Consider the following 14,763-nt stretch of genomic DNA (forward strand, 5'->3'; position numbering starts at 1 on the left):
GCCGTATCCACCACTGCATGCGCTCCATCGGGGCGGCGGAAAAGGCGCTGGACCTGATGATCGAACGCGGGCTGAGCCGTGAAGCCTTTGGCAAGAAAATCATCGATCTGGGCAAGAACATGGAAACGATCTCTCGCGCCAAGATCGAGATTGAAGCCATGCGCCTGATGGTTCTGAAAGCCGCCAAGGCGATGGATGTTCTGGGCAACAAAGAGGCTCGCATCTGGGTCAGCATGATCAAGGCGATGGTGCCGGAAAAAGTCTGCAACATCATCGATCAGGCGATGCAGGTGCATGGTGCGACAGGTATTTCGCAGTGGTCGCCGCTGTCGGGCATGTACACCTCGCAGCGCACGCTGCGCTATGCGGACGGCCCTGATGAGGTCCACCACCACGTGATCGCCCGCGCCGAGGTCAAGGATTATCAGGAATCCAACCTGCGCACATCGCGCGCCCGTGAAGAGATCGCCACAGGCCGTACGCGAGGTGGCGTATGACCCTGTTTGACCTGACCGGAAAGGTGGCGCTGTTGACCGGCGCCTCCAAGGGCATGGGGCTGGCGATGGCCAAGGGTCTGGCCGAGCATGGCGCGACAGTCGTCATCTCGGCCCGCAAGCAAGACCAGCTGGACGCCGCCGCCGCCGAGATCAACGCGCTTGGCAAGGGCAAAGCGTTCGGCGTCGCCTGCAACGTTGGTTATAAAGAGCAGCTGCAAGCGCTGGTGGACGAGACCCACAAGCTGGCAGGCAAGATCGACATCGTGATCGGCAACGCGGGCGTGAACCCCTACTATGGGCCCACGTCCGAGATCCCAGATGATGCCTATGAAAAGACGATGAACGCCAATGTGCTGTCCAATCTTTGGCTGGCACAGATGGTGGCCCCCGATATGATCGAGAAAGGCGCCGGGTCGATGGCGTTCACCTCGTCCATCGGGGCGTTCAAACCGTCGGTCATGCTGGGCACCTATGGCATGTCCAAGCTGGCGCTGATCGGCCTTGTGCGCAACCTTGCGGCTGAATTCGGGCCCAAGGGTCTGCGGTTCAACGCGATCTGTCCGGGTCTGGTGAAAACCGAATTCGCGCGCGAGCTGTGGGACAATCCTGATGTCGAGAAACGCATCAAGAACGAGATTCCGCTGCGCCGTCTTGGCGAGGCAGAGGATTTCGCGGGGCTCGCCGTGTTCCTCGCCTCTGATGCAAGCCGCTACATGACCGGTCAGGCGCTGACCGTTTGTGGCGGGTCGAACATGTGGACGTAAGGGGCTGCTATGGAACTGAAGGATAAAATCATCGTCATCACCGGTGCCGCAAGCGGCATCGGCAAGGCGATGGCCATCCGCTTTGCCGCGGAAGGGGCCAAGAAAGTCGTCTGTGTCGACCTCAACAAAGAGGGCGCGCAGGCGGTTGCCGATGAGATCGACGGCGTGGCTTTCGGTGTGAATGTCGGTGTCGAGCAAGAGATCGCGGATATGATCGATGCCGTGGAAAACGACATCGGCCCGATTGATCTGTTCTGCTCTAACGCGGGCATATTGATTGCGGGCGGCATGGAAGTGCCGAACGAAGACTGGCAGCGCATCTGGGACATCAATGTGATGGCCCACGTCTGGGCGGCCCGTCATCTGGTGCCGCGCATGACCGAACGCGGGGGCGGCTATCTGCTGAACACCGCGTCGGCGGCAGGTCTGCTGAACCAGGTCGGCTGCGCGCCTTACGGCGTGACCAAACACGCGGCTGTTGCTGTGGCCGAATGGCTGGCGATGTCTCATGGTGATGACGGGATCAAGGTGTCGGTGCTCTGCCCTCAGGCTGTCCGCAGCGAGATGACCCGCGGTCACGAGGATTCTGTCGCCGCACTCGACGGTCTGCTGGAAGCGGAACCCGTGGCCGAAGCCTGTCTGGAAACCATCCGCAACGAGACGTTCCTTGTGCTACCCCACCCGCAAGTGCTGGAATATATGCGCAAGAAAACCGAGAACTACGATCGCTGGATCGGGGGCATGCGCAAGCTGCACCGGATGTATGGCGACCGCAGAAACCCGCAGGGGAATGTATCGTGATCGGCTATACCACCGTGGGCACCAGCGACATGGCGCGGGCCAAGCAGTTCTATTGCGACCTGTTCGAAAGCAAGGGTGCCAAGGTGCTGATCGACAGCGGCCGGATCGCCATGATCGGCACCGGTGGCGGCACGCCCATGATTTCGGTCTGCGAACCCTACAACAAAGAGGCCCCCACCCCCGGCAACGGGGTGATGGTCGCTTTTACCGCCGACAGCAAAGAGGAAGTGGACGAGATCTACGCCAAGGCGATCTCGCTTGGTGCGACAGACGAGGGCGCGCCGGGGCAAAGGGTGCCGGACCGGTTCTACGGGGCCTATGTCCGCGACCTTGATGGCAACAAACTGTGCTTTTTCAAATTCGCCTAACGTAAAAATCTGCCGTCCGCGTCACGCGGGCGGCAGCCCATAGACGCGCCGCGCAGTGCCAGAAAAAAGCGCCGCTTGCGCCGCGTCGTCCAGATGCGCTGACATCTTCTTGAACGCATTCCAGATCACCACATAGCTGACCGCCGTGCGATCCACGGGAAAGTTGCTTTCGAACATGCAGCGTTCGGGGCCGAAGACATCCAGCATATGCGCGTACCATTTGCCCTGCGTCTCTACGATCTCGTCCGAGGACGGTGGCAGGTCGCGATGCATGTAGCCATACCCATTGTCGGGCATGCAAAGCCCGCCCAGCTTGGCCATCACATTGGGGCATTCCGCCAACTCTGACATATGGTCTTTCCACGCGGCAAAGATATCGTCGCGTTTGCCTTCGAACCGGCCAACGCCCAAGGGTGTGCCGAAGTGGTCAAGGATCAGCGTGGTGTGCGGCACCGCGCGGGCAAGGTCCAGAAACTCTTGGTGTTGATGGTGGTAATGCCAGCTGTCCAGCGTCAGCCCACGCTCGCCCAGGATCGCGGCACCGCGGATGAAGTCAGGATCGCCGTATTGGTTTTCGACCCCGCGTCCGGGGATCGCCAGATGCTGCGGTTCCGCATCGCGCGCGCCGGAATTGCGGATACCTTTGAATAACCCGTTCCCTGCGGCCTCATGCGCGTCGAGCGCGGCATGCAACTGGTCGGGGGGCAGCACCAGTTCGGTCTGCGCGATAATGCCCGCGATCTGCGCCTGACCGCGCGGCACCTGCGCCGCCATCTGCGCCACGGTGCGGGTCTCGCCCACCGATTGCAGATGCGCGGGCGCGTCGCGATCCCAATAGGACCGACATTCGATATAGACCGTCTGTACCACGTTATGTCCGGCGCCGGTGTCGCGCCAAAGCGCGTCCATCTCGTAGACGGCGGGGGCGTCGGGCGTGCCGTGACGCCAGAGGTGGTGGTGGGGGTCCACAATCTCGCGCTGCGGGTCGATTGCGGTCTCGGGGACCAGTCCCAGCCAGTCGTCGCGCAGTTCGATCCCCGGTCGCCAACCCGGATAGCGGCCCCCCGTCTGTGTCATGAAGCAGCTTCTTTCTTTTTATAGGGGCGCATCAGCCCTTCTTGCGCCGTTGTCGCGGCAAGTTGGCCGTTCTGATTGTAGATCAGCCCGCGATTGAACCCGCGCGCGCCACCGGTGAAGGGGGCGTCGAGTTCGTACAGATGCCAGTCAGAGAAATCGATCGGCGCGTGAAACCACATGGCGTGGTCAAGGCTGGCGGTCATGACCTGCCCCTGGAACCACGTCAGCCCGTGGGGCCGCAGCGACGAGCCAAGCAGGTTCATATCGGACGCATAGGCGAGCAGGCAGTGCTGCATGATCGGGGACTGCCCCTTTGCCGCTTCCATCCGGAACCAAAGGTAATTCTTGTCCGAGGTCTTTTCCGGTTCGAACAGATCGCGCGGATCAACCTCGCGGATCTCAATAGGGCGTTCGCGCAGGAAATCGTCGCGGTGTTTGGGCGAGATTTTTTCGATATAGGGTTCGCGCAGGTCGGGACGGTCAAGCCAGTGTTCCGGCCCTTTTACGTCAGGCATCTTGTGCTGGTAATCCCAGCCCTCTTCCTGCACGTGGAACGACGCCGAGAGGTTGAAGATCTGCTTGCCGTGCTGGATCGCGACGACCCGCCGCGTGGTAAAGCTGCCCCCGTCGCGGGCGCGGTCGACCTGATAGATCACCGGGATCGACGGGTCACCGGGACGGATGAAATAGGCATGCAGCGAATGGCACATCCGGTCCGGCACCGTGCGATAGGCGGCCATCAAAGCCTGCGCGATAACATGGCCGCCAAAAATGCGCGTGGTGGTTTCCCCGCCCGACCCGATGCCGCGGAACAGGTCGATCTCAAGCTGTTCGATATCCAGCAATTCAAGGAGTTGGCGGGCCACATCGGTCATCTGGGTTCAGTCCTTCTGGGTCGCACGCGCATTGGCGTAGGCGACATAAAAATCAAAGCTGTCCGGATTGGCCATTGAATCCCTGTTCACCACCTTTTCCGGATCCTGCCCAAGCAATAGCTTTTTCACAGGAACCTCAAGCTTTTTGCCAGATAGGGTGCGGGGGATCTCGGCGACCTCGATGATCTCGTTCGGAATAAACCGGGCCGAGACGTTCTTGCGGATTGCCGCGTTGATCTTGTCATTGAAGGCGTCATCAAAGGCGACGCCTTGGGCCGGCACCACGAAGAGCGGCATAAAGCTTTCGCGGCCCAGAAATTCGAGATCGACAACAAGGCTGTCCATCACCTCGTCCAGCCCTTCGACGGCCTGATAGATTTCCGCACTGCCAAGGCGCAGCCCCTTGCGGTTGATCGTGGCGTCAGAGCGGCCATAGATCACCGACCCGCCGTTTTCGTTGATCTCGATCCAGTCGCCGTGGCGCCAGATGCCGGAATAGGTGTCGAAATAGCTGTCGTGCAAGCGGCTGCCATCATCGTCGCCCCAGAAGAACAGCGGCATCGACGGCAGCGGCTCGGTACAGACCAATTCGCCCACCACGCCGGTCAGGTCATTGCCATCCTCGTCGAACGCACGCACCGCGTTGCCAAGCGCGCGGCACTGCATTTCACCTGCGCGCACGGGCATGCCGGGATGGCCCAGCACAAAGGCCCCCGCCAGATCGGTCCCGCCCGAGATAGGCGCCAGCCAGACGTCCTGCTTCACCTGCGCGTATATCCAGTCATAGGCATCAGAGCTCAGCGGTGATCCGGTCGAGCCGAGCGAGCGCAGCGCGGAAAGGTCGACCTCGTCCCGTGGGGTCAGCCCTGCCTTCATGCAACCGCTAAAGAAGGCCGCGCCCGCGCCAAAGAAATCAAGCTTTTCATCCGCGACAAAGCGCCAGATCACGCCCATGTCAGGATAATTCGGCGCCCCGTCGAACATCGCGACCGTGGTGCCCTGCCCCAGTGCGGTGAATTGCGAGTTCCACATGATCCAGCCCGAGGATGTCAGCCAGCAATAGCGTCCGCCGCGCCGAAGATCATGGTGTAGTGATTGTTTTGCGGATTCCAGAATGATCCCGCCGTGCCCGTGCACGATCGGCTTGGGGTTGCCGGTGGTGCCGGAGGAATAGACGATCCACAGCGGATGATCGAAGGGGACTTGCGTGCTTTCATAGGGTGCGTTGCGGTCCAGCAGGCTGTCCCACGCCATATGCCCCTTGGGCAGATCCCCGACAAAAGGCACCGTGACGCATTGCACCAGACTGGGCAGCGCCGCCTCTAGCCCTGCGAGGATCTCGCGGCGGTCCACGGTTTTGCCCGCGTGGACATAGCCGTCTTGCGCGATCAGCACCTTGGGTTCGATCTGCTTGAACCGGTCCAGAATGGCGACATGCCCCATATCGGGGGCGCAAAGCGACCAGATCGCGCCGATGCTTGCGGTAGCCAGAAAGGCGATCATCGCGGTTTCGGTATTGGGCAGCACGGCAACAACGCGGTCGCCTTTGGTCACGCCCATATCCCGCAGATGCGCGGCGACGCTTGCCACTTGTGCGCGCAGCTCGGACCAGGACAGACGTTTGCGGCCAAAGGTTTCGGACTGCACGATCAGCGCATCGCCGTCAGGCTGGCTGTCCACATGCTTCATGATCTGGTCGGTGTAGTTCAGCATCGCGCCGGGGCACCATTCGGCACCGGGCATCTGACGCTTCGCCATGACGGTCGTGTAGGGCGCGCTGGCCTGTACGTCGAAATAGTCCCAGATCGCGGACCAGAACCCTTCAAGGTCGGTCACGCTCCACTCCCACATGGCGTTGTAGTCGTCGAACGTCAGCCCGCGTTGGTCTTTCAGGAACCGTTCAAATTCCGCCATGGTCGAGGCATCGGCGCGCTCTTTTGTCGGGGTCCAAAGGATATCGTTCATGTCATCGCTCCGTGGATGAGGGCCTTGAGTTGGGGGCGCGCGGGGTACGAGCTGGACGGCGCAAGCTGCGTGAAGAATACGACAGACAGATCCAGCACCGGATCAATCCAGAAGAAGGTAGAGGCCATGCCGCCCCAGCTGAAATCGCCTAGGCTGCTGGGAACGCGGACGCGACCGGGGTGCAGCACCACGGCACCGCCAAGGCCAAAGCCCATCCCTTCCATTGGTTGTTCGGCAAAGCTGGCAGGCCCCATCGACGCGATGTCACCGGGCAGATGATTGCGCATCATAAAGTCGAGCGTCTTGGGCGAGATCAGCCCCGCCCCACCGGTGCGCAACATCTCGGCGAACTTGAGGTAATCATCAATGGTGCCCACCAGCCCGCCGCCGCCGGAATGCATCTCGGCGTTCAGGAAGGGGGAGGTGTCGGGCTTGTCGACGCAGCGCAGCACGGGCGTATCTGGTTTGGCCGCGTTCATGCCATAGGCGCTGCCCGCCAGCGGTGTGTAAAGCGAGGCAAAGCGGTCAATGCCACCTGCGGGCACGGAAAACCGCGTCTCGTCCATGCCAAGGGGGCCAAGGATTTCATCAACCAGAAACGCCTCTAGCGACTTGCCCGAAACGACCTCTATCACGCGGCCAAGCACGTCGATGCCCACGGAGTATTCCCAACGGGTGCCGGGGTGAAACGCCAGCGGCAATGCGGCGACGCGGTCGGTCATCTCTGCCAGCGATCCCTGATCGGCGCGGAACAGGATGTCGGCCTCGTCCATCGCCTTCGCCGTGATGCCGGGGTTGAATGTATAGCTCAGCCCCGAGGTATGGGTCAGCAGCTGGTGCAGTGTCGGCGTCTGGCAGGGTTCGGTCTGGTCCGCCGCGGTGGCACCGTCGATCAGGCAGCGCATATCGGCGAAAGCAGGGATGAAATCGGAGACCGGCGCGTCAAGGTGGAACAGCCCGCGTTCCGCCAGCATCATGATGCCGACCGAGGTGACAGGCTTGGTCATCGAATAGATGCGGGCGATCGTGTCGCGTGTGAACGGCTGGCCGGTATCCGTGTCGCGCTGGCCCTTGGCATCAAAGTAAACCTCTTGCCCGCCCTGCGCCACCAGCACCGAACATCCGGCAAACCGTTCGCGGTCCACATAGGTCTGCATCCAGTCCCCGATGCGGCCCAGCTTATTTGTGTCGAACGCCAAAAAACTTTCCTCCCGAGCCGCGACCGCGCCTCAGGAGGATGAGGCCGCGGAACGCGACGATTTCAATAGATGATTTACTGATAATGGTCTGGCTTAGGTCATCAGACCTCAAGCCATTCCTTGCGCACGTCATCACGCTGGCGCAATTCAGCCGGCGTGCCCTCATAGACCACCTGACCATGCCCCATGACATAGACCCGATCCGCGATGTCCATCGCGATCGACAGTTTCTGTTCCACCAGCAGGGTAGAGATCCCGCGGTTGGCGATCTCTTTGAGCACCTCGGCGACCTTCTGCACCATCTGCGGGGACAGACCTTCGGTGGGTTCGTCGATCATGACCAGATCGGGGTCGCCCATCAGCGTGCGACACATGGTCAACATCTGCTGTTCCCCCCCCGACAGAACCGAGGCTTCGACGTCGGCGCGGCGGTCGAGGTTTTCGAACATGTCGAACATCGACTGCATCGACCAACGGCCCGCGCCATCCTTCTGTCCCGGCTTCAGACCCAGCGTCAGGTTCTGCCGCGTGGTGAGACCGGGAAAGATATCGCGGTTCTCGGGCACATAGCCGATCCCCATATTGGCGATCTGGAAGGCTTTCTTGCCGCTGATCTCCTGCCCCTGAAACTTGACCGATCCTTTCGGTTCGACCTCGCCCATGATGGCCTTGCAGGTGGTAGACCGCCCCACCCCGTTGCGCCCCAGAAGCGCGACGATCTCGCCTTCTTTGACGTTCAGGTTCACCCCCTGAAGGATGTGGGACTTGCCGTAGAAGGCATGCATATCCGTGACTTCGAGCATCATTAGTGTTCTGCCTCCAATGCGGCGCCCAGATAGGCTTCTTGTACGCGGGCGTCTGCACGCACCTCTTCGGGTTTTCCGGTGGCGATGATTTCGCCGTAAACCAGCACCGAAATCCGGTCGGCGAGACCGAAGACCACGCTCATGTCATGTTCCACCATGATCAGCGTCTTGCCCGCGGTCACCTTGAGGATCAGGTCGGTGATATAGTCGGTTTCCGTGTTGCTCATCCCCGCCGTCGGTTCGTCCAGCATGATGACATCGGCACCGCCCGCGATGGTGATCCCGATCTCAAGCGCGCGCTGTTCGGCGTAAGACAGGGTGCCCGCGGGCAGGTTGCGCCGTTCCAGCAGGTTGATCTGGTCAAGGATGCGGTCCGCGCCCTCGGTCAGCTCACGGGACCGGTTCACCAGATTCCAGAAGCTGTATTTATAGCCCTGCGACCACAAGAGCGCACAGCGCACGTTTTCAAACACGCTCATCGCCGGAAAGATGTTGGTGATCTGGAACGAGCGGCTTAGCCCCTTGCGGTTGATCTGGAAGGGTTCGAGCCCGGCCAGATCCTCTCCGTGCAGCTTTACCGTTCCAGCCGAAGGCGCAAACCGTGCGGTGATCAGGTTGAACAGCGTCGATTTGCCCGCGCCGTTCGGCCCGATCACGGCGTGACGTTCCGCCTTGCCGATGCTCAGGTCGATGCCGCGGATGATCTCGGCCTTGCCAAAGCTTTTCTTGAGGCCAGTCAGTTCAAGTGCGGGTGTGCTCATGACGCGCCTCCTGCTGTGTTTGCTTCGTTCCAGGCGTCTTTCAAAGCGGGTGCTGTGGCCTTGGCAATGCCCAAACCGATCAGCGCGACCGCGCCCGCCACCAGCCACGGCATCAGCGTGTGGCTGTCGAATGTGGTCCAGAAGACGGTCATTTCATTGTCACCCGTGGCCCCATGACGATAGTGGAACGTCATCTCGACCAGTGCCGCCAGCCCCATCAAACCGATTGCCGCCGGCAGCAGCGTCTTGAGATAGGGCATGATCAACGTCGATGCCTTGCCCAGCTTGAACACAGGCACATGCATCATCAGCAGACCCGCCAGACCACCGGGGAAGAACATCACCGTGGATAGGAACAGGACGCCCGCATAAAAGGCCCAAAGCTCTGTCGACAGGCTCAGAACGGTTTGCAGCAGGGTAAAGGCGATGGCCCCGATGATCGGGCCAAAGAAGAACCCGACGCCGCCAAGGAATGTCACCAGCAGGATGATCCCTGACGAGGCGGTGTTGAGGTTTTCCTCGGTCAGGATTTCATAGTTGATCGCGAAAAGCCCACCGGACACGCCTGCAAAGAAGCCAGAGGCGACAAAGCTGTAGAAGCGGACCCACCGCGAGGAATAGCCCAGAAACTCTGCCCGCTCGGGATTGTCGCGCACGGCGTTTGCCATGCGACCCACGGGTGTGCGGCTCCAGAGGTACATCAGCGCGGCAGAGATCACGACCCAGCCAGCGGTCAGGTAATAGACCTCGATCTGTTGCAGGAATTCGACGCCAAAGAAGGGCTGTGCGTAGGTCCGGTCGCCGCTGATGCCTTCCTCGCCGCCAAAGAACGCGACGATGATGACGGAGCAGGCCGCGATCAATTCGCCCACACCCAGCGAGATCATGGCGAATACCGTGCCCGCGTTACGGGTCGAAAACGCGCCGACGATCATCGCCAGACCCATGCCGAAGAGACCACCAAAAACCGGCAGGATCACCAGGGGAATGGTCGAGAAGAAATCGGACATGTTCATGATGTGCATACAGGCAAAGCCCCCCACACCGGCATAGACCGCATGGCCAAAGGACAGCATACCCCCCTGCCCGAGCAGCATGTTATAGGCCAGCGCGAAAACGATCGTGATCGACATCTGGTTCATGATCGTCAGTGCCGAATTATTGGTAAACACCATCGGCAGGATGGCCAGCACGACAGAGGCAATGACCCAGGGGGCCAATGTCAGCACCAGCGAACCTGACCGCATACGCTGCGCGGGTTTGGAAGGGTCCGTGGTGATCTGCTCTTTAGGGCGGGCGCCTTTGGGAATGTCGGTTCTTGGATCTGAAACTGTCATGAGCTGCGCTTTCCGAAAAGACCTGCCGGGCGGAAGATGAGGATCAGCACCATCAGGATATAGGGCAAGATGTCGGCGATCTGCGGGCTGGTGAGGCTCCAGAAATCGCGGAATATGCTGTCATCCAGGCTCTCGGGTTTAGAGATGCCAAGGCCGGTCAGGATATTCTCCATCTCGATGTTGTAGGATTTGGCGAAGGTGGTGATCCAGCCGATCAATAGCGACGCGATCAGCGCCCCCCAGAGCGACCCGAGGCCGCCGATCACGATGGTCACGAACACGATCGACCCCAGCACAAAGGCCATACCGGGGAAGGTGCCAAGCACCGGTCCGGCAATCACACCGGCCACACCGGCCAGCGCCGTGCCGACCCCGAAGACCCCCATAAAGATCAGCGGCACATTGTGGCCCAAGGCTTCGACCGTGCGCGGATAGCTGAGCGCGGCCTGAATGATCATGCCGACGCGGGTCTTGGTCAGTACGTAAAGCAGCCCGATAAAGATGCTGATCGAGATGAAGATCATGAAAATCTTATAGGCGGGGATCGAATTCCCCGAGATCGCAAACGCGGTAAAGTTCAACGCGTCAGGAATGGCGTAGGGCAGTTGGTTCTTGCCCCAGATGAATTGCACCAGTTCTTCGATCAACAGCGCCAGACCAAAGGTAAAGATCAGTTCGGGCACGTGTCCGTATTGGTGAACCCGGCGCAGGCCGTAGCGTTCAACCCCTGCCCCCATCACACCCACGACGAGCGGCGCGATCAGCAGCCCCATCCAGAAGCCGAGCGCAAGACTGATCTGGTAGGCGAAATAGGCACCAAGCATGTAAAAGCTGGCGTGAGCGAAGTTCAAAACACCCATCATCGAGAAAATTAGGGTCAGACCGGCGGAGAGCATGAACAACAGCAATCCAGTAACCAGCCCGTCGATGAGGTTGACGAGAATGAGGTCCATGAGGCCCCTCCAGTAGTGTGGTGGCAAGGTGCAAGAGGGGCCCGCCCGCGAGCGCAGGCGGACCCGAGAAAAATCGCCTTATTCGGGGCGCTTCATCTCGCAGGTTGTCGGGCTGTCCATCGACGCCATTTCGACGGTCGATTCAGTCACGACACCATACCCGGATTGGTCATAGTCAAAGTCCAGGTTGTCGTTTGTGTGGACGCCGACATGCATGTCCTGAATGATCTGGTGATCTTGCGGACGCATGAACAGTTTACCACCCCACATGCTGTCGTATTCCATGCCTTCCAGCTTGCTGGCCACCGCGACCACATCTGTGGCGGAACCCGCTTCGGTGATGGCCTGGGCCAGCATGCCGATGGTGTTGAAGATACGGCTTTGGTCGATGTTGCCGTCTGGATACTTCTCAAGGAAGGCGTTGTAGGTGTCGCGCGCTTCTTCGGTAGCAATCGGGTTGATGCTGCCTTGCGAAATCAGGCGGATCTTGTCTTTACCGCTTTCACCAAAGGCGGCCGTGATGCCAGAACCCGCAGCGTAATAGGTATAGATCGGCCCTTCGAACCCGTTGTCGATGATCGCCTTGCCGATGCCCAGCATGTCAGCGCCCCAGTTCCCCGTGATCACGGCATCCGCACCAGAGGATACAACCTTGCGCGCGTAGGGGGTAAAGTCTTTCACCTTGCCGATGGGGTGCAGTTCGTCACCGACGACCTCAATGCCGTCACCTTTCGCGCCCAGCATTTCGTTGGCGGCGGCAGACACAGCCTTACCAAAGGAATAGTCCTGCCCGATGATATAGACTTTTTTGATGTCCTTGTCCTGAACGATCACATCGGTCAGCGCGTCCATCTTGATGTCAGAGTTGGCGTCGAAACGGAAATGCCAGAAGTTGCATTTGTCGTTGGTCAGCGCAGGGTCCACAGCGGCATAGTTCAGGAACAGAACACGGCTGTCGGGGTTGCGGCGGTTGTGCTTGTCGATGGCTTCGGTCAATGCGTTCGCAACGCCAGAGGAGTTCCCCTGAACGATATAGCGCGCGCCTTGGTCAATCGCGACCTGAAGCTGAATAAGGGATTCTTTGGGGCTGATCTTGTTATCAAAAGGCAGCACTTCCATTTTTTGGCCGTCCAGCAAACCGCCTTTGTCGTTTACCATGTAATCAGCCGCGAATTCGAACTGATGCAGGCCATTGGTGCCCGTGCTTGCGAATGGACCGGACAGCGGGTCAATGAACGCGATCTTGATGTTTTCGGCAAAGGCTGCGCTCGCGCCAATGACCAAAGAAAGCGCGGAAACCGCGCCGTACTTAGCGATATTTTTCATTTTAATCCTCCCAAGGACGGCCCGGCGCTTTTAATGCGTTTTTTGGATTGCCAGACCTTGGGAAGAGCCTTGCATAATGCGATTTATTGTCAAGCGCCTCTATTCATAAGTTGCGAGCCTGCACCGTTGGTTATGCCATATATTGCGTGACTGTACGGGCGAAATCACCTGCGTGAAATTTTGCCCGCTGCCGTTTTTTGACGCAGGGTCAGAAATAAGCATTTGAAAATAAATGTATTAATGAATTGCACAAGATTGTGACGGCTGATCAGTTTTTACGCGGCGCCTGACAGATGTCCGCTGAACACTATTCAAAAAAAATTTGCGACGGCGGCTGCGATCCTGACAATTGTCATGGCACCGCAGTTTTGCCAATTCCAGCCACTGGAACGAAGCTGCTGGCCGCGGTGGTTGAAATCTATACGACCGGCCAAGTTGATTCTCCCGCCCCGCGGGTCCACACCCTAAAACCGGATGCTGATGGCTTGCGCCGCTGCCGACAAAAGCTGTGCATAGGTCGTTTCAAGCTGTCGCTTCTTCACGTGGAAAGCGGGACCGCCCACATTCAGCCCGTAAACCTGCGACCCGTTGGGCGAAAACACGGGCACCGCGATGCCGTTCACATCGGGACGCCAATCGCCATAGCTTGAACAAAATCCCTTGTCTGCAAACTCTGTCATCGCGGCGGCATAGCTGTCGCGCGCGCGGGTTTCGAATTCGGGCCCTTCGGCTGCAGCATAGCGGAACGCGCGGTCGCGGCTTTCGTCGGACATGCCGGTCAGGATGGCGCGACCAATGGCAGAATCAAACAGCGGCAGCCGTGACCCGACGCGAATTTGCAACGCGACATCCTCGCGCGAGCGTTTGGTCGCGATATAGACAACGTCCAGCCGGTGGACCTCTCCGATCGCGATGGTGACATAGGAATTGGGCCCGTCGCGCAGCTTTCGCATCTCTTCCTGCGCGCGGTCGCCGATCTCCATACTCGACAGTACGCCAAAGCCAAGCTGCAGCACCCCTGCGCCCAGCCGATAGGTGCCGGTGCGGGCGTCGGCGACAAGATAGTCGAGTTCCACCAGCGTATGGGTCAAGCGCGACACCGTCGCCTTGGGCAGCCCTGTCCGTTCGGAGAAATCCGTGTTGGTCAGGGCTGTTTCGTTTTCCCGAAAGCAGCGCAACACATCCAGCCCGCGGGCAAGCGCCGTGACAAAGTTTCTGTCTTTCGTCTCTGCCGGATCTGTCGCGAACTCGTTGGAGGCCATCTTACTTGCCTTCCAGCGCTTTAAGCCCGTTTTCCGCAAACACAGGGACATAGGCCCCGACCTTCATCGCCCGCTCGGGGTTGGAGGCATTGCCGTCCAGCGCGCGTTTCAACACGCCCTGAATGATCCCGGCCATGCGGAAGAAGCAAAAGGCGAGGTAGAAGCCAAAGTTGTCGATCCCGTCCAGCCCGCGGCGTTCGCAGTATTTGGCGATGAATTCCGCATCACTCGGCACGCCAAGCGCTGCGCGGTCCACACCGCCAAAGCCGCGCCCTTCGGTGCCCGCCGGCATCTGCCATTGCATGATAACGGCCGCAAGGTCAGCGTATGGGTGGCCAATGGTCGACAGTTCCCAGTCCAGAATGGCCAGACATTTGGTGCCGTCTTTCTCGAACATCATATTGTCGATGCGGTAGTCCCCATGCACCAACGTGCGCTGCCCGTCATCCGCGGGGATGCTGGCGGTCAGCTTTTCGATCAGCTGGTTCATCGCGGGCAGGTCTTCGGTTTCGGACGCGCGGTATTGCTTGGTCCAGCGGGCGACCTGACGTTCATAATAGTTACCGGGAGGGCCGTAATCCGACAGACCCACCGCGTCGATGTCCACCTCGTGCAGGGCGGCAAGCACGCGGTTCATCTCGTCAATCACGCCGGCGCGGCCTGTTTTGTCCATGTCGGGCATGCGCGGGTCCATGAAGTTGCGCCCGTCGATATGATCCATGATGTAGAACGCCGACCCGATCACGTCGTCGTCTTCGCACAGCAGGTGCAT

The 14,763-nt window shown here is 59.8% G+C and carries 15 protein-coding genes; 4 read left to right on the forward strand and 11 right to left on the reverse strand.

The window, feature by feature from the left end:
- The 4 genes from B3849_RS13225 to B3849_RS13240 form a co-directional block, all read left to right on the forward strand.
- Positions 1 to 497: acyl-CoA dehydrogenase family protein (locus B3849_RS13225; protein ID WP_286780272.1), on the forward strand; the 497-nt coding region annotated here is incomplete at its 5' end.
- A complete protein-coding gene (locus tag B3849_RS13230; RefSeq protein WP_005848869.1) occupies positions 494 to 1,261 on the forward strand; it encodes an SDR family NAD(P)-dependent oxidoreductase in 768 nt (255 codons plus the stop codon). The genes B3849_RS13225 and B3849_RS13230, both read left to right, overlap by 4 nt.
- 9 nt (positions 1,262 to 1,270) lie before the next feature.
- Positions 1,271 to 2,062, forward strand: coding sequence for an SDR family oxidoreductase (locus B3849_RS13235; protein ID WP_064216665.1), 792 nt, complete (start codon positions 1,271 to 1,273; stop codon positions 2,060 to 2,062).
- Entirely contained in the window at positions 2,059 to 2,430 is a 372-nt protein-coding gene (locus B3849_RS13240; RefSeq protein WP_005848865.1) for a VOC family protein, read from the forward strand. Before B3849_RS13235 ends, B3849_RS13240 begins: the two co-directional genes overlap by 4 nt.
- A 21-nt stretch (positions 2,431 to 2,451) precedes the next feature.
- On the opposite strand, the gene B3849_RS13245 is transcribed toward B3849_RS13240, so the two are convergent.
- The 11 genes from B3849_RS13245 to B3849_RS13295 form a co-directional block, all read right to left on the reverse strand.
- Positions 2,452 to 3,507 carry an amidohydrolase family protein gene (locus tag B3849_RS13245; protein WP_278425713.1) on the reverse strand — a complete coding sequence of 352 codons (1,056 nt, stop codon included), beginning with the start codon at positions 3,505 to 3,507 and terminating at the stop codon, positions 2,452 to 2,454.
- Positions 3,504 to 4,382 carry an acyl-CoA thioesterase gene (locus tag B3849_RS13250; protein ID WP_005848859.1) on the reverse strand — a complete coding sequence of 293 codons (879 nt, stop codon included), beginning with the start codon at positions 4,380 to 4,382 and terminating at the stop codon, positions 3,504 to 3,506. The genes B3849_RS13245 and B3849_RS13250 overlap by 4 nt, the downstream gene beginning before the upstream one ends.
- A gap of 6 nt (positions 4,383 to 4,388) precedes the next feature.
- Positions 4,389 to 6,347 carry an acetoacetate--CoA ligase gene (locus B3849_RS13255; RefSeq protein ID WP_278425714.1) on the reverse strand — a complete coding sequence of 653 codons (1,959 nt, stop codon included), beginning with the start codon at positions 6,345 to 6,347 and terminating at the stop codon, positions 4,389 to 4,391.
- Complete coding sequence (locus tag B3849_RS13260; protein WP_278425715.1) at positions 6,344 to 7,546, reverse strand: serine hydrolase domain-containing protein; 1,203 nt, start codon at positions 7,544 to 7,546, stop codon at positions 6,344 to 6,346. Before B3849_RS13260 ends, B3849_RS13255 begins: the two co-directional genes overlap by 4 nt.
- 101 nt (positions 7,547 to 7,647) lie before the next feature.
- Positions 7,648 to 8,352, reverse strand: coding sequence for an ABC transporter ATP-binding protein (locus tag B3849_RS13265; protein WP_005848854.1), 705 nt, complete (start codon positions 8,350 to 8,352; stop codon positions 7,648 to 7,650).
- Positions 8,352 to 9,113 (reverse strand): ABC transporter ATP-binding protein, encoded by a 762-nt coding sequence (locus tag B3849_RS13270; RefSeq protein WP_009824297.1) that lies wholly within the window; start codon positions 9,111 to 9,113, stop codon positions 8,352 to 8,354. The genes B3849_RS13265 and B3849_RS13270 overlap by 1 nt, the downstream gene beginning before the upstream one ends.
- The gene (locus tag B3849_RS13275) at positions 9,110 to 10,450 is read right to left on the reverse strand and encodes a branched-chain amino acid ABC transporter permease (protein ID WP_005848850.1); all 1,341 of its coding nucleotides are present in this window, start codon (positions 10,448 to 10,450) and stop codon (positions 9,110 to 9,112) included. The genes B3849_RS13270 and B3849_RS13275 overlap by 4 nt, the downstream gene beginning before the upstream one ends.
- Entirely contained in the window at positions 10,447 to 11,403 is a 957-nt protein-coding gene (locus B3849_RS13280) for a branched-chain amino acid ABC transporter permease (RefSeq protein ID WP_005848848.1), read from the reverse strand. Before B3849_RS13280 ends, B3849_RS13275 begins: the two co-directional genes overlap by 4 nt.
- A gap of 78 nt (positions 11,404 to 11,481) precedes the next feature.
- Positions 11,482 to 12,729 carry a branched-chain amino acid ABC transporter substrate-binding protein gene (locus tag B3849_RS13285; protein WP_278425716.1) on the reverse strand — a complete coding sequence of 416 codons (1,248 nt, stop codon included), beginning with the start codon at positions 12,727 to 12,729 and terminating at the stop codon, positions 11,482 to 11,484.
- A 464-nt stretch (positions 12,730 to 13,193) separates the two neighbouring features.
- Positions 13,194 to 13,991 (reverse strand): IclR family transcriptional regulator, encoded by a 798-nt coding sequence (locus B3849_RS13290; protein WP_074636808.1) that lies wholly within the window; start codon positions 13,989 to 13,991, stop codon positions 13,194 to 13,196.
- A 1-nt stretch (position 13,992) separates the two neighbouring features.
- On the reverse strand, positions 13,993 to 14,763 hold a 771-nt coding region (locus B3849_RS13295; protein ID WP_286780273.1), incomplete at its 5' end, for a phosphotransferase family protein.

It is taken from the genome of Sulfitobacter sp. UBA4523 (genome assembly GCF_002388305.1).
GTDB classification, from domain to species: Bacteria; Pseudomonadota; Alphaproteobacteria; order Rhodobacterales; family Rhodobacteraceae; genus Sulfitobacter; species Sulfitobacter pontiacus.

Excerpts from the sequence above, each read along its gene's own strand:
- B3849_RS13230 (WP_005848869.1), top strand. The coding sequence starts at position 494 with ATGACCCTGTTTGACCTGACCGGAAAGGTGGCGCTGTTGACCGGCGCC.
- B3849_RS13235 (WP_064216665.1), top strand. The coding sequence starts at position 1,271 with ATGGAACTGAAGGATAAAATCATCGTCATCACCGGTGCCGCAAGCGGC.
- B3849_RS13245 (WP_278425713.1), bottom strand. The coding sequence starts at position 3,507 with ATGACACAGACGGGGGGCCGCTATCCGGGTTGGCGACCGGGGATCGAA.
- B3849_RS13250 (WP_005848859.1), bottom strand. The coding sequence starts at position 4,382 with ATGACCGATGTGGCCCGCCAACTCCTTGAATTGCTGGATATCGAACAG.
- B3849_RS13255 (WP_278425714.1), bottom strand. The coding sequence starts at position 6,347 with ATGAACGATATCCTTTGGACCCCGACAAAAGAGCGCGCCGATGCCTCG.
- B3849_RS13265 (WP_005848854.1), bottom strand. The coding sequence starts at position 8,352 with ATGATGCTCGAAGTCACGGATATGCATGCCTTCTACGGCAAGTCCCAC.
- B3849_RS13270 (WP_009824297.1), bottom strand. The coding sequence starts at position 9,113 with ATGAGCACACCCGCACTTGAACTGACTGGCCTCAAGAAAAGCTTTGGC.
- B3849_RS13275 (WP_005848850.1), bottom strand. The coding sequence starts at position 10,450 with ATGACAGTTTCAGATCCAAGAACCGACATTCCCAAAGGCGCCCGCCCT.
- B3849_RS13280 (WP_005848848.1), bottom strand. The coding sequence starts at position 11,403 with ATGGACCTCATTCTCGTCAACCTCATCGACGGGCTGGTTACTGGATTG.
- B3849_RS13285 (WP_278425716.1), bottom strand. The coding sequence starts at position 12,729 with ATGAAAAATATCGCTAAGTACGGCGCGGTTTCCGCGCTTTCTTTGGTC.
- B3849_RS13290 (WP_074636808.1), bottom strand. The coding sequence starts at position 13,991 with ATGGCCTCCAACGAGTTCGCGACAGATCCGGCAGAGACGAAAGACAGA.